This window comes from Tardibacter chloracetimidivorans (assembly GCF_001890385.1).
GTDB classification, from domain to species: Bacteria; Pseudomonadota; Alphaproteobacteria; order Sphingomonadales; family Sphingomonadaceae; genus Tardibacter; species Tardibacter chloracetimidivorans.
Window position 1 is genome coordinate 2,667,023 of sequence record NZ_CP018221.1, and the last position, 14,661, is coordinate 2,681,683.

At 63.5% G+C, this 14,661-nt stretch carries 11 protein-coding genes and 3 pseudogenes; 12 read left to right on the plus strand and 2 right to left on the minus strand.

Going from position 1 to position 14,661, the window contains the following annotated elements; translation table 11 throughout:
* Positions 1–28 precede the first annotated feature (28 nt).
* From BSL82_RS13785 to BSL82_RS13840, 11 genes and pseudogenes are all read left to right on the plus strand, one after another.
* Positions 29–868, plus strand: a pseudogene (locus tag BSL82_RS13785) (transposase); the annotation flags it as partial.
* Between the two features lie 604 nt (positions 869–1,472).
* Positions 1,473–1,763: pseudogene (locus tag BSL82_RS13790) on the plus strand (DUF4158 domain-containing protein); the annotation flags it as partial.
* A gap of 57 nt (positions 1,764–1,820) precedes the next feature.
* Positions 1,821–2,585, plus strand: a complete 765-nt coding sequence (locus BSL82_RS13795) for an IS6-like element IS6100 family transposase (RefSeq protein WP_001389365.1) — start codon at positions 1,821–1,823, stop codon at positions 2,583–2,585.
* 56 nt (positions 2,586–2,641) lie between these two features.
* A pseudogene (locus tag BSL82_RS13800) lies at positions 2,642–3,106 on the plus strand (ATP-binding protein); the annotation flags it as partial.
* Positions 3,107–3,320: 214 nt separating this feature from the next.
* On the plus strand, positions 3,321–4,262 hold the full coding sequence (lipP1, locus tag BSL82_RS13805; RefSeq protein ID WP_072597929.1) for a LipP1 family hormone-sensitive lipase: 942 nt from the start codon (positions 3,321–3,323) through the stop codon (positions 4,260–4,262).
* Between the two features lie 201 nt (positions 4,263–4,463).
* Positions 4,464–4,883 (plus strand): hypothetical protein, encoded by a 420-nt coding sequence (locus tag BSL82_RS21130; RefSeq protein WP_158010902.1) that lies wholly within the window; start codon positions 4,464–4,466, stop codon positions 4,881–4,883.
* On the plus strand, positions 4,849–5,613 hold the full coding sequence (locus BSL82_RS13815; protein WP_013054031.1) for an IS6-like element IS6100 family transposase: 765 nt from the start codon (positions 4,849–4,851) through the stop codon (positions 5,611–5,613). The genes BSL82_RS21130 and BSL82_RS13815 overlap by 35 nt, the downstream gene beginning before the upstream one ends.
* Positions 5,614–5,689: 76 nt before the next feature.
* Complete coding sequence (locus BSL82_RS13825; protein WP_072597930.1) at positions 5,690–7,183, plus strand: FAD-linked oxidase C-terminal domain-containing protein; 1,494 nt, start codon at positions 5,690–5,692, stop codon at positions 7,181–7,183.
* A complete protein-coding gene (locus BSL82_RS13830; protein ID WP_072597931.1) occupies positions 7,183–8,364 on the plus strand; it encodes an FAD-binding protein in 1,182 nt (393 codons plus the stop codon). The genes BSL82_RS13825 and BSL82_RS13830 overlap by 1 nt, the downstream gene beginning before the upstream one ends.
* A complete protein-coding gene (gene glcF / locus BSL82_RS13835) occupies positions 8,361–9,689 on the plus strand; it encodes a glycolate oxidase subunit GlcF (protein ID WP_072597932.1) in 1,329 nt (442 codons plus the stop codon). Before BSL82_RS13830 ends, glcF begins: the two co-directional genes overlap by 4 nt.
* Positions 9,671–10,099: a GlcG/HbpS family heme-binding protein gene (locus tag BSL82_RS13840; RefSeq protein ID WP_072597933.1), complete on the plus strand. Its 429-nt coding sequence runs from the start codon at positions 9,671–9,673 to the stop codon at positions 10,097–10,099. Before glcF ends, BSL82_RS13840 begins: the two co-directional genes overlap by 19 nt.
* An 81-nt stretch (positions 10,100–10,180) precedes the next feature.
* Here the strand turns inward: BSL82_RS13840 and yczE are convergent, their stop codons facing one another.
* A complete protein-coding gene (gene yczE, locus BSL82_RS13845) occupies positions 10,181–10,804 on the minus strand; it encodes a membrane protein YczE (RefSeq protein WP_072597934.1) in 624 nt (207 codons plus the stop codon).
* Positions 10,805–10,867: 63 nt separating this feature from the next.
* Between yczE and yczR the strand changes: the two genes are divergently transcribed.
* Positions 10,868–12,328: a MocR-like transcription factor YczR gene (gene yczR, locus BSL82_RS13850; protein WP_072597935.1), complete on the plus strand. Its 1,461-nt coding sequence runs from the start codon at positions 10,868–10,870 to the stop codon at positions 12,326–12,328.
* Positions 12,329–12,453: 125 nt separating this feature from the next.
* Here the strand turns inward: yczR and BSL82_RS13855 are convergent, their stop codons facing one another.
* Positions 12,454–14,589: a TonB-dependent receptor domain-containing protein gene (locus tag BSL82_RS13855; protein WP_226998472.1), complete on the minus strand. Its 2,136-nt coding sequence runs from the start codon at positions 14,587–14,589 to the stop codon at positions 12,454–12,456.
* Positions 14,590–14,661: the final 72 nt, after the last annotated feature.

The following is a 14,661-nucleotide window of genomic DNA, read 5'->3' on the forward strand; positions in this document are numbered from 1 at the left end:
GCTCAAGCTTCACGATTTTTGCAACAGAGCCGTTCTTGACGATGCCGCGTTCGGCGCAGCGACGCCGGTGGTACCGAAGTATCTGGCACCGGCCGACCCGGCGTCTCGCTGGACCAGTGCGCATCGCGGGCCGGCGTTCTACGCCTACTCGACCAACTACCTCATCGATCTCGACCACGCCGTCATCATGGACGTGGAAGCGAGCACCGCAGTGCGCCAGGCTGAGGTGACCGCGTGCAAGCGCATGATCTCCCGGGTGCAGGACCGGTTCGGTGTATGGCCCGAGCGGCTTGCGGCCGATACAGCTTACGGCTCGGCCGAGATGCTTGCCTGGCTGGTCCACGAACGCGGCATCCACCCGCACATCCCGGTATTCGACAAATCCGCCCGGCGCGACGGCACGTTCGAACGCGATGCCTTCACCTACGACCATGAGGACGACAGCTACGTCTGCCCCGGCGGCAAGCGCCTGCGCCCTAGGAACCGCAACTTCGCGATGGCCCGCGGCGATGTCGGCCAGGACGGCTTCATCCGCTACCGCGCCCAACAGCAGGACTGCAGCGGCTGTGCCATGCGGCAACGCTGCACGCCCAACGTGCCGGCTCGCAAGGTCACCCGCTCAGTCCACGAGGGTGCTCGCGATCTCGCCCGCGACATCGCCACCACCGACGCCTACGTCACGTCCCGCCGCCAGCGAAAGAAGGTCGAGATGCTGTTCGCGCACCTCAAGCGCATCCTAAAGCTCGACCGATTGCGCCTGCGAGGTCCAAATGGTGCCAGGGACGAGTTCCACATGGCGGCCACCGCCCAGAACCTTCGCAAGATGGCCAAGCTCATCCCGATGCCGACACGGCCGCTACCCGCCTGAGCCAATCAGCACTGTCCAGCGCAACTCAGTGCCAGCCTGCCTCCGAACCCAAACACCGACTTCTTCAACACAATCGCCCCACTAGCGGACATTGGGATGGTGCATCCCAAACGCCCGCGCTGTTGGGGTATTACATGCCCGTTAGCACCTGTGGTATCTGCGGCGAGCTAGCGGACGCGCCGAGCCGAAAAGAGCGCTCCGGAGAGTAGGAGACCTTGCTCATGTTCAGTTTTTTGCGATCAATTCAGGGGCGTGAACTGGCAATTTTCTGCGGGCTTATCGCAGTCTCGATGTACGTTTACGTGTCGAACGTGCCACCCGCCGTCCAGGGTTTGCCTTCATCTATGGCCTCTTGCTTGATGGCGATACTGACAGCCGGAGCCATTTTGAAGATCTCGCGGGGATTGTCGAACATCCGGCGAGAGCGGAACGACAGCTAACCACCCAAAACCCGGCCGTTCCGGTGTGCCACTTACCGCTGACAGGACGTGCCAATTAGCGCTGACATTTACAGCTTCGCCCCATCCATATCCGTCCACATACTATGTCTCTTTACTCCCCACTGTCCATAGGCACAAATGACCTTTTGTGGACGGGAATCGGCATGGCGAAGCGCAAGCATCAACTCCTGACCGAGAGCGAACGCGATCAGATCCTCGCCATCCCGACCGATCGCGACCGTTTGGCCCGGCTCTATACCTTCGAGCCTGCGGACATCGAGATCATTGGCGCGCGACGGGAGCGACGGAATCAGTTGGGCGTGGCGCTGCAACTCGCGCTCCTGCGGCACCCGGGCGTCACGCTTGCGCAGTTGATACAGGACAGGGGAGCAATACCCCATGATCTCGCCGCTTTCGTCGCGGAGCAACTTGGTCTGCACGTAGCCGACCTGGCTCTGTTGCAAAAATCGTGAAGCTTGAGCATGCTTGGCGGAGATTGGACGGACGGAACGATGACGGATTTCAAGTGGCGCCATTTCCAGGGTGATGTGATCCTGTGGGCGGTGCGCTGGTATTGTCGCTATCCGATCAGCTATCGCGACCTTGAGGAAATGCTGGCGGAACGCGGCATTTCGGTCGACCATACGACGATCTATCGCTGGGTCCAGTGCTACGCCCCGGAGATGGAGAAGCGGCTGCGCTGGTTCTGGCGGCGTGGCTTTGATCCGAGCTGGCGCCTGGATGAAACCTACGTCAAGGTGCGGGGCAAGTGGACCTACCTGTACCGGGCAGTCGACAAGCGGGGCGACACGATCGATTTCTACCTGTCGCCGACCCGCAGCGCCAAGGCAGCGAAGCGGTTCCTGGGCAAGGCCCTGCGAGGCCTGAAGCACTGGGAAAAGCCTGCCACGCTCAATACCGACAAAGCGCCGAGCTATGGTGCAGCGATCACCGAATTGAAGCGCGAAGGAAAGCTGGACCGGGAGACGGCCCACCGGCAGGTGAAGTATCTCAATAACGTGATCGAGGCCGATCACGGAAAGCTCAAGATACTGATCAAGCCGGTGCGCGGTTTCAAATCGATCCCCACGGCCTATGCCACGATCAAGGGATTCGAAGTCATGCGAGCCCTGCGCAAAGGACAGGCTCGCCCCTGGTGCCTGCAGCCCGGCATCAGGGGCGAGGTGCGCCTTGTGGAGAGAGCTTTTGGCATTGGGCCCTCGGCGCTGACGGAGGCCATGGGCATGCTCAACCACCATTTCGCAGCAGCCGCCTGATCGGCGCAGAGCGACAGCCTACCTCTGACTGCCGCCAATCTTTGCAACAGAGCCGGCGGGAGAACATCATCGCGCTGGGCAACAGCGGGACGGGCAAGACCCACGTGGCGCTCGCCCTGGGGCTGGCGGCCTGCCAGAAAGGCTTCACGGTCGCGTTCACGACCGCTGCGGCGCTGGTGAACCAGTTGATGGAGGCCAGGGACGAAAAGCGGCTGCTAAGGATGCAGCGCGAGCTGGCGGCGGTGAAGCTGCTCATCGTCGATGAGCTGGGCTACGTCCCCCTCTCGCCAACCGGCGCAGAACTGTTGTTCGAGACCTTCTCGCAGCGCTACGAGCGGGGATCGACGATCGTCACGTCCAACCTCCCGTTCGAGGACTGGACACAGGTTCTGGGCTCGGAGCGCCTCACCGGCGCGCTGCTCGATCGGCTCACCCATCACGTCAGCATCCTCACCATGAACGGTGACAGCTATCGCCTCCAGCAGTCTGCGCGCCGCCGCCGCGCTGCCGGGGCGGAGTAAAACCAGGCCGCCCACGCCGCCTCCAGCCCCCCGCCGAAAACGCCAAATATGCAAAGGGCCCCGATCGGGGCCCTTTGCATATCATCCGCGCCACAATCAGTGGCCTACTTTTACTCCGCCACGCTGGCCTAAAATCCGACCGCCGTTGACAGACAAAAATGCTGGCCGTATAATCCGGGCGGTCCCTTACCCACGATCATCACCGGAGACTGCCATGTCCCTCGACGCCCAGGCCGCGAAACTTCTCGAAATGACGGCAAACAGCAATGCACCCGCGCTGATCGCCGGGACCGTTGCCGAAAGCCGGGCCGGCTTCGCCGCCCTCACCGAGATGGTGGGCATCGAGGCGCCCGCACCCAGGTCCATCCGCGAAGTACAGATTCCCGGACCGGGCGGCGCGATCCGCACCCTAGTCATCACCCCCGACACCCCAACGACCGGACCCCGACCCATCCTGATCTACTACCACGGCGGCGGCTGGGTGATCGGCAGCCCCGAGACCTATCGAGCCGAAGCCTGCTATTACGCGGCAAAGGCCGACTGCATCGTGCTGGTGCCGGACTACCGGCTCGCCCCCGAGCACCCCTTTCCCGCCGCGCCGCTCGACTGCTACGCGGTGCTGGAGTGGGCGGCGGCCAATGCCGGCCAGATCGGTGCGGATGGCAGCCGCATCGCGGTGGGCGGCGACAGCGCCGGCGGCAATCTCGCCGCGGTGGTGAGCCAGATGACCCGGGACCGCAAGGGACCGCCCATCGCCCTGCAACTGCTGATCTATCCCGCGACCCGAATGGGCGCGAACACGGCGTCCTATCGCGACTGCGGCGAGGGCTATTTCCTCACCGCAACCGCCATGACCTGGGTTTTCAATCAATATCTGCGCAAGCCCGAGGACTGGGACAACACCCTCGCCTCTCCGCTGCTCGCCAGCGATTTCGCGGGCCTGGCGCCGGCCCTGGTGATGACCGCGGGCTTCGATCCCCTGCGCGATGAAGGCGCCGAATACGCCGACAGGCTCACCGCCGCCGGCGTGCCGGTGGAATACATCTGCTACCGGAATCAGATCCACGGCTTTGTGTCGATGGCGGGGGCCATCGATGAGGGTCGCCAGTTTCTCGACCAGGCCGCCGCGGCGCTGCGCAAGGCGTTCCATGCCTGAGCCCGACGGCGGCGAAACGTTTACCATGCAACCCAGCTGATCAGATTCAATAACCCGGATCGCATCGAAAAGAACCAGGTTGCGATAAAAGGGGAGGGGGGTGAGGTCAGGGTGTCAAGTTTCCCCTCTTTGCCAAGTCAGGCTGATTGGGTATGTGGGCATATTTCCGAGAATCTCAAGCCCCCATACTCATGTGCGATTTTGTCCCGTACCAACATTAATCTCGATGCCGCCGAGGCTGCTTGCAAGGAATACGGCCTGCCATATCACAGACAGGGCTCATCGCTCTGGGACAGGGATGACATATCCGCATACACGGCCATGATGACCTTTTGGATGTCTGGCGGGGCTGATATGTTGTCTCAAGCTCTGGGGCTCCTCGGATTCGACCGAAATACTGTCAATGGACTGCTTTCGCGGCTTCAAGCTACACAGCTTGCATTCCGGCGTGGCCACGTGCCAGACGTACCAGGCGTTTCAAGCGAGGAGGGGCGTGTGCTGGAGGAAATGTCGAGAGCTTTCGGCGGCTCTGTTGCAAAAATCGTGAAGCTTGAGCATGCTTGGCGGAGATTGAACGGATGGAGCGATGACGGATTTCAAGTGGCGCCATTTCCAGGGTGATGTGATCCTGTGGGCGGTGCGCTGGTATTGTCGCTATCCGATCAGCTATCGCGACCTTGAGGAAATGCTGGCGGAACGCGGCATTTCGGTCGACCATACGACGATCTATCGCTGGGTCCAGCGCTACGCCCCGGAGATGGAGAAGCGGCTGCGCTGGTTCTGGCGGCGTGGCTTTGATCCGAGCTGGCGCCTGGATGAAACCTACGTCAAGGTGCGGGGCAAGTGGACCTACCTGTACCGGGCAGTCGACAAGCGGGGCGACACGATCGATTTCTACCTGTCGCCGACCCGCAGCGCCAAGGCAGCGAAGCGGTTCCTGGGCAAGGCCCTGCGAGGCCTGAAGCACTGGGAAAAGCCGGCCACGCTCAATACTGACAAAGCGCCGAGCTATGGTGCAGCGATCACCGAATTGAAGCGCGAAGGAAAGCTGGACCAGGAGACGGCCCACCGGCAGGTGAAGTATCTCAATAACGTGATCGAGGCCGATCACGGAAAGCTCAAGATGCTGATCAAGCCGGTGCGCGGTTTCAAATCGATCCCCACGGCCTATGCCACGATCAAGGGATTCGAAGTCATGCGAGCCCTGCGCAAAGGACAGGCTCGTCCCTGGTGCCTGCAGCCCGGCATCAGGGGAGAGGTGCGCCTTGTGGAGAGAGCTTTCGGCATTGGGCCCTCGGCACTGACGGAGGCCATGGACATGCTCAACCACCATTTCGCAGCAGCCGCCTGATCGGCGCAGAGCGACAGCCTACCTGTGACTGCCGCCAATCTTTGCAACAGAGCCAGCGTCCGGAGAGGTGCGAACAATGTCGATTGTCATGCCGCCGCCTGACGCCGGCGTCCTTGCCCGAAGGGCGGATATCGTGCGCGCGCTCCGGTCGATTGTTCCCGGCGAGGGTGTCATCGACGACGTGGACGCCTTGCGCCCCTATGAGTCAGATGGGCTGACGGCATACCGCCAGCCTCCGATGGTGGCCGTCCTTCCCGAAACGACCGAACAGGTCTCCAGGATATTGGCGTGGTGCCATGCCGAGGGCGTCAAGGTGGTGCCGCGCGGATCGGGTACTTCGCTATCGGGTGGGGCGCTGCCGCTGGCCGACGCCGTGCTTGTCGGAATGGCCAAGTTCAATCGCGTCCTCGACATTGATTATGATGATCGGCTGGCCGTCGTCCAGCCGGGCGTGACGAATCTCGCGGTCACCCAGGCGGTCGAGGACCGGGGGTTCTATTATGCGCCGGACCCGTCAAGCCAGATCGCCTGCTCGATCGGTGGAAACGTCGCGGAGAATTCCGGCGGCGTCCACTGTCTCAAATACGGACTGACGACGAACAATGTGCTCGGCGTCGAGATGGTGATGATGGACGGCGAGATCATCCGGCTTGGCGGCCGCCAGCTCGACCCGGCCGGTCTGGACCTGCTGGGCGTGGTGGTCGGCTCCGAGGGTATGCTGGGGATCGTGACCGAGGTTACGGTGCGTATCCTGCCCAAGCCCGAGGGCGCGCGCGCCCTGCTGATCGGATTTCCGAGCGTGGAGGGCGCAGGCAATTGCGTTGCCGACGTCATCGCGGCGGGGATCATACCGGCGGGCATGGAGATGATGGATCGACCCGCGATCCATGCCGCCGAAGCGTTCGTCAATATCGGCTATCCGCTCGACGTCGAGGCGTTGCTCATCGTCGAGCTGGACGGCGTCGCCGCCGAATGCGACCACCTTATCCACAAGGTGGCCGACATTGCCCGCGCGAACGGGTCGACGACGTTACGCCTTTCGAGCGACGAGCAGGAACGCATGGGCTTCTGGGCGGGGCGCAAGGCGGCGTTTCCCGCGGTCGGACGGATCGCGCCCGACTTTTATTGCATGGACGGGACGATCCCCCGGCGGCGGCTGCCGGAAGTTCTTGAGAAAATACAGAAATTCTCCCGGCAATATGATCTCGAGGTCGCCAACGTGTTCCATGCGGGAGACGGCAATCTTCACCCGCTGATCCTCTATGACGCCAACATCCCGGGGCAACTCGACCGTGCAGAGGCGTTCGGCAGCGACATATTGAAGCTGTGCGTCGAGGTCGGCGGCGTCCTTACCGGCGAACATGGCGTCGGCGTCGAAAAGCGCGACCTGATGCCCGTGATGTTCTCCGAGGCCGATCTCCAGCAGCAGCAGCGTCTGAAATGCGCGTTCGATCCCGAACTGCTGCTCAATCCGGGCAAGGTGTTTCCCACCCTGCATCGTTGCGCCGAACTGGGCCGGATGCATGTCCATCATGGCGCGGTGCCGTTTCCGGACATCCCGCGCTTCTGATGGCGAGCGCCATTGCCCTTCGTCCGACCTGCGTCGAGGACCTCGTCGAGATCGTGCTGGAGGCGCGGCGCGACAGGCGAACGCTCGCGCCCGCCGGGGGCCGGAGCAAGGCCGATATCGGCGCGCATCGAGAGGACGCTGTTCCCATCGACATGACCGGCTTTGCAGGCGTGATCGACTATGACCCCGCAGAACTGGTGCTGACCGTCGGCACGGGTACGCCGCTTGCGGAAATCGACGCGCTGGTCGCCGCCGAGCGGCAGATGCTCGCCTTCGATCCCTTCGATCACGGACCGATCTTCGGGCGGCCCGAGGGGCATGCGACGATCGGCGGCATCGTGGCTGCGGGCGTCGCCGGGTCGCAGCGCCTGTCTTGCGGATCGGCCCGGGATCACCTGCTCGGGTTCCAGGCGGTCTCCGGCCGTGGAGAGGCGCTGCGCGCCGGTGCGCGCGTCGTGAAGAACGTCACGGGCTATGATCTGCCGAAGCTGGCTGCGGGGAGTTGGGGCCGGCTTTTTGCGATGGCCGAGGTGACGCTAAAGGTGCTGCCGCGTCCCTTGTGCCGGTCGACGCGCGTCATTGCGGGCCTGAACCCCGACCGGGCGGTGAGGGCGATGGCGGCGGCGCTGGGATCGCAGGCCGAGGTTGCAGCCGCAGCGCACATCCCGGCGCATCTGCGCGGCGGCACTGCGTTGACGGGGCTGCGCATCCAGGGGTTCGGTCCGTCGGTCCAGGCGAGAGGGGCTCTGCTCGACCGGCTGTTGGCGGACCATGGCCGGGTGGAGGCGCTGGACGACGCCGAGAGCGACAGCTTTTGGGAGAGCATGCGCACGGTCGAGCCGCTGGGTGGCGACGATCCGCTCTGGCGCGTGAACGTACCGCCCAGCAAAGGGAGCGCCGTTGTCGCCGCGCTTCGGCCATCGGGCGCGCGGTGGATGTTCGATTGGGCGGGCGGTCTCGTCTGGGTCGCTTTCGACGGTGATCCGGCGCTGGTACGCACGGCGGCGGCCGATGCGGGCGGGCACGCCCTGCTGGTGCGTGGCCCCGCTTCGCTGCGGGCGGCCGTGCCGACCTTTCATCCGCCCGCGCCCGGTGTGGCGGCGCTTGAGGCGCGCGTCCGGCGCGCATTCGATCCGGACGGCATTTTCGAGACCGGGCGCTTCGGGGGATATCGGCCATGAAGACTGAATTCACCCAGGCGGCGCTTGCCGATCCAGCGGTAGCCAGTTCGGAAGCGGTGATCCGCAAATGCGTGCATTGCGGCTTTTGCACCGCGACCTGCCCGACCTATGTCCTTCTCGGCGACGAACTCGATAGCCCGCGCGGCCGCATTTACCTGATCAAGGACATGCTGGAGAAGGAGCGCGCGCCGACCGCCGAGGTCGTCAAGCACATCGATCGGTGCCTTTCGTGCCTCTCATGCATGACGACCTGCCCTTCCGGCGTGAACTACATGCATCTCGTCGATCATGCGCGCGCCTATATCCACGAACGCTATCGTCGGCCGTTGCGCGAGCGACTGATACGGGCGCTGCTCGCATGGGTCTTGCCTCATCCCAGGCGGTTTCGCGCCGCGCTGTCGCTCGCACGCCTGGCGCGGCCCGGCGCGCCTTTGCTCTGGCGGATCAAGGCGCTTCGCCCTTTCGCCGCTATGCTCACGCTGGCGCCGGCCCGCGTGCCGTCGCAGGCCGCCATCGCCGATGCGCCGGTCCCCGGATCAAAAGGGCGCGTCGCCTTGCTGCAGGGGTGCGCCGAGCCGGTCCTTCGTCCCGAGTATCGGCAGGCGGCGGTTCGGCTGCTCAATCGCGCGGGCTATGACGTGCTGTTCGCCCCGGGGGAGGTTTGCTGCGGCGCGCTGGTCCACCACATGGGCCGCGAAGGCGAAGGCCGCGACAATGCGCGGCGCAATGTCGACGCCTGGCAGCGCCTGATCGACGAGGGCGGGCTGGACGCGATTTTGGTGACCGCGTCGGGCTGCGGCAGCATGATCAAGGAGTATGGCTTCATGCTGCGCAACGATCCCCTCCATGCCGAAAAGGCGGCGCGGCTTTCGGCAATGACGAAGGACATCAGCGAATTCCTGAACGACATCGATCTTCCAGTGGGCGACGGGCGCGGGCTCACCGTCGCCTATCATGCCGCCTGTTCACTGCAGCATGGACAGAAGGTGGTGGACGCGCCCGCGCGTCTCCTCGTTCGCGCCGGCTACAATGTCCGCAAACCGGCCGAAGCGCATCTATGCTGCGGATCGGCGGGCACCTATAACATCCTGCAGCCCGAAATCGCGGGCCAGCTTGGCGACCGGAAAGTCGCCAATATCGAGCGGCTTTCGGCCGACGTCATCGCAACCGGCAACATCGGCTGTGCGTCCCAGATCGGCGCGCGTACCGAACTGACCGTGGTTCATGTCGTCGAACTGATCGACTGGGCGACCGGCGGTCCCGCTCCGGCAGCTTTTGCATCACGCACCAATAATGGGAGAATCTCGTGCGCCGTATCACCCTAGACCAGGCAAACCAGATCATCGTCGCCGCCTTCGCGAAAGGCGCGGAACTGAACCTCAAGCCGCTAAGCGTCGCCGTCCTCGACGCCGGTGGGCACCTGCTTGCCTTTCAGCGCCAGGACGGCGCGTCGACATTGCGTGCGGCCATCGCGACCGGCAAGGCGGCGGGTGCGCTCGCTCTGGGCATCTCCAGCCGCAGGATCGGGGAGATGGCGGCGGAAAGGCCCAGCTTCATCGCTTCGCTTGGACCGATTTCGCCACACGGCATCGTGCCGGCAGCGGGTGGCGTGATCGTGGCCGGTGACGACGGCGCCCCGATCGGCGCAGTGGGCATCACCGGCGACACATCTGACAATGATGAACTTTGCGCGCTTGCGGGCATCGCCGCGGCGGGCTTGACGCCGCAGAACTGAACGGCGGGTCCGATACGCCGGCGTCGGCGATTTCGAGCTGGTTGTGGATTTGAGGCTGCCGTGTGGTCGATGCCTCAACAACTAGCTTGGCACTGCCGAAGAGCTGCCGCGAGGCTTGTCGATCGTGAAAATTGGCAAGGCGTGGTGGACCACCCAGCCGATAGCGATCGCGTACAGCACCGTGCCGAAACCGACCGTCCCACCCAGCATCCAGCCGACGCCGAGCGCCGCCAGTTCTATCGCCGTGCGCACGACCTTGATCGGTAGCTCCAGGCGTTGGCAAAAGCCGGTCATCAAACCGTCGCGGGGGCCTGGACCCAGTCCTGCGCCGATATAAGCAGCGCCCGCTATGCCGTTGAGGATGACGCCGAAGCCGAGCAACGCGATTCGCGCGACATAGGCTTCGGGCGTTGGAAGCAACACCAACGCTATGTCGGTAACCGTCCCGATCACCAGGATGTTGAGCACCGTGCCTAGTCCCGGCTTCTGTCGCAACGGCCACCAGAGCACAAGAACAGCGAGCCCGACGAGGTTGACCGTCTGTCCGAAGCTGAGACCGATCCGTGGAGAAAGCCCCTGGTGCAGTACGTTCCATGGGTCGAGGCCCAAATCGGCGCGAACCATCATGGCCATCGAAATGCCGTACAGGCACAACCCTGCAAGAAGTTGGACGATGCGAGCGGGAAAGCGATCGTGGCCGAACATGGACTCCAGATGAGCCAAAGTGGCCCTATATGAAATATCCACTTTCGTGATATTGGCCTTCCCATGTTTCCTGCGTCTCTCAAAGCCGGCTCCCTTTCACGTCTCCTCGGGCATTGGCGAGGAGACGGCAAAAGCGAGGCGGCCTACCGCCTTCTGGCTCGAGCGCTGCAACTGCTGATCATGGACGGCCGCGTGGGATTGGGCGTGCGTCTGCCGGGCGAGCGCGAACTCGCACAAGCGCTTGGCGTAAGTCGGACTACTTTGACGGCCGCTTACGGGCAGTTGCGGGAAAATGGCTATCTCCTGAGCCGACGGGGATCGGGGAGCGTCACGCATCTCCCTGGAGGTCGCGATTCCGCCGTGGAGGCGGATGATGGGAAAGAGGGAGACCCGCTCATCGATTGGACTGCCGCTGCCCTTCCTGCGCCGGCGGGTCTTTGGGAAGCTTATGAAGAGGCCCTGCGCCGCCTTCCCGCCTGGCTCTCGGGTATCGGCTACGAGGCAATGGGTCTGACCTGCCTGCGGGAGGCAATCGCACGCGACTATGCAAGACGCGGTTGCCCGACCCGCCCGGAGCAGATCATCGTGACGAGCGGCGCGCAAAATGGCCTCACGCTCGTCTTGCGTGCGCTGACGGGGCCGGGCGACCGCGTCGCGGTCGATCACCCGACCTATCACAATGCCCTGGGCGCGATCGTGCGCAACAGTTGCCAGCCGGTGCCAATCAGTCTTCCCGAGGCGGGTTGGGATCTTGACGCAATGGACGCAGCTTTCCGTCAGGCCGGGCCGCGCTTTGCCTATCTCTTGCCGGACTTTCATAACCCCACAGGGCGGCTGATGGACGAACCGACGCGGCGAGAGTTGGTGACGCTCGCTGCTCGCACGCGGACACCGCTGCTGATCGACGAGACCATGGTCGAAACGGGATTGGCAGCTACCGCGCCCGCGCCGGTCGCGGCGCACGATCCCGACGGCCACATGATCATCAGCCTTGGCTCGGCCAGCAAGCGTTACTGGGGCGGTCTGCGCATCGGATGGATTCGCGCGAGCGAACAGCGCATTGCCGAATTTGGTCGTCTGCGTGCAATCCTGGACATGGCGACGCCGGTGCTGGAGCAACTGGCCGTCACGGTGATGCTGGAAAGGGATCGGCGGACGGACGAACGACGCGCCCTCATGCGGGCGCGTTGCGACAGGTTGATCGCACTGCTTGCCGACGCATTGCCGCATTGGCGCGCGCCCGTACCCGAGGGCGGGCTCGCGCTTTGGGCGGAGCTTCCGCGCCCGGACGCTTCTGCGCTCGCGGCAATGGCCCAAAGCCTGGGCCTGCGTATCGCGCCAGGACCGCGCTTCGCGATCGATGGTGCGTTCGAGCGCTTCGTGCGCTTGCCTTTCACCCTGTCCGAGCCTGATCTGCAGCGCGCGGTTGAGCGGCTTGCGCAAGCCGACCGGAGCTTGCATCGCCGCGCGGCGCATGGCCTCGACAGCCCGGTTTGGACCGTCGAGGCCGATCGCGTAATCTAGGGTCACGACCCATTAAGCGCATGAGCGGTGGCGACACCGGTCGTTAAACCGCCCGGCTCCCGATGTCCCAAGCTGCCGTTGCCGGTGCATCGGATGTCCTGTCGCACGTGACAGCGGCTGATGCGTCAGAACTGGTGCCGCATTCCCAAGGTGATGTTGCGTCCACGCAAAGGCGACTGGTCCTTCACGAATGACGTATGCGCAAAAGCCAGTTCGTTCGTGAGATTGGTGGCGCGGGCATAGAACTCAACCGATTTCCCCGGCCCAACGTCAAGCCGGTACGACAGGGTTGCGTTGAGCATGTCATAGCCTTCGGTCCGCGTCTCGTAGGATGCGACGCGATCTTGGGCAAATGTACGATAATACTCAAGGTCGGCAGAGGCCGGGCCGCGCGTCCATTGGTAACGCGCCCCGAGCCGTCCCGGCGGGATGCGCGGCAGATGGTCATCCTGTTCCTTCAGCGTCGCGCGCACATAGTCGCCAAAGACGGTGAGGCGGGATTCAGTACTGAACTGGTGGCTGATTTGTCCGTCGATGCCCGTGAAGGTCGCATCGGCCGGCGTGTAGACGAGATAGCGGTAGAGGAGGCCGGACTGGAGGCTCTCTTCATCCACGAACCGGGCAAAGACATAGTCGTCGATATCTTGATAGAATATGCCAAGCTCAAACCGAGTGCGCCCCGTTGCTTTTCGCAAGGTGAGATTCACCGCCTTTGCGGTCTCGATGGTATCAGGATATTTTTGAAGGCTTCCGGAACCCTTGATGAGCCCGGTCTCGAAGCTGTTCGTGGCAAGGCTGTTGCTCGACGCATAAATCTCTCTGACGCTCGGCATGCGTTCTGACCGGCTCAGAGACACAGAGATCGAATAGCCGTCATCGAGATTCAACGTACCGGCGAGCGAGGCGGAGAAAGGCTCCGCCTTTGATCGGGGCCAGTTCCTGAGATGGACGTTCTGGTAAGTCCTGGTGGCCAGATCCAATGTGGCGGGCGGCAGGTTCGCGAGCAAGCTTGGAAGGATGTAGTTTTCAAGCTTGAACGGGATCGTAATTTCCCGCCAGTCTTTCCGCGCGGAGATCTCCACGTCGAGCCGGCCAAAAGAGCGACGCTCCGTCAGAAAGAGCGCAGCGCCTTCCGTGACGAACTCGCGTGGCACGCGACCTTCATGAGCATCGTTGTAATCGAGGCCGGAAAATGTCCCATGGGTATATTGAACGCCAAGCGTGCCGGAAAATCCCAGGAACGGGACGTGAGTGAGTTCGAGGCGGCCATCGTAGACCTTATTCGAATAGCGGGAGAAGAGGACGTCGCCATCGACCTCGTCATGAACATAGTCAGTATAGGAGAGGCGAAGTCGCGTGTGGGCGACCCCCGGCAGCAGGTCGTCATAGTCGCCGCGGATATCGACGCGTTCGCTGCGCAGCTTGATGAAGGCCGTATGGCCATCATCAGCCCCCAGGAACGGATCTTCCCAGATGTCGTGAGACTCGCAATGCAGCGCCAGGCCGTGCAAATGGCAGACGCCGCCTTCGTGAGAATGGCCGGGAAGCCCATATTCGCTGTCTTGCCGCGTGTATGCTGCGCCGAGATACCCCTTCGACGTGATCCATGAAGCGCCGAAACTATAACTCGCGCTGTCGGCGAACGAATCCCGCAGCGTGTCGCTGCCAAAGGCGCCGGGCACATCATAGTCATCGCTCCTGCGTCGCGACCCCTCGGCGTGAACCGCGAAAGGACCGATGCCAGCGGTGACGCGGCCGACAAGAGTCTTCTCTTCGTCCCCAGTTCCAAAGCGAACCTCGGTCGCCCCGGACAGCCCACCTACCGGCAGGGCCTTGGGAACCTTGCTGTCGATCAGATTGATCGCGCCGTTTCCGGCGCTGCCACCAAAGCGGGTAGCCACAGGCCCCCGCAGTATCTCGATCTCGTCGAGCAGGAGCGGATCGGTGGTGATCGCGTGGTCCGGTGAAACGGACGAGACATCGAACAGATTGGCGCCATCGCTCAGGATTTCGATGCGCGGGACGGTTTGCCCCCGGATGACCGGACGCGACGCGCCTCCGCCGAAATTATCGAGATGCACGCCGGGCAATCCAGCAAGCGTTTCTCCGAGGCCGCCTTGGCGGCGATGCGCGAGGTCATCCCCGGAAAGAACCTGGACGGGCAAGGGTGGCATGAGGTCCGGAGTGCTGAGCGAGCGTCCCGTAACAACGATGACATCATTCCCTGCCGTCCGATCGAACTCGCCACCTTCCGCGGACACTTGCTGCGCCGACGCGACCGCAGGGAGCATGACGAGGGCGCCGAAGGTGGGGAGAAGGTTGATTCTTAAACT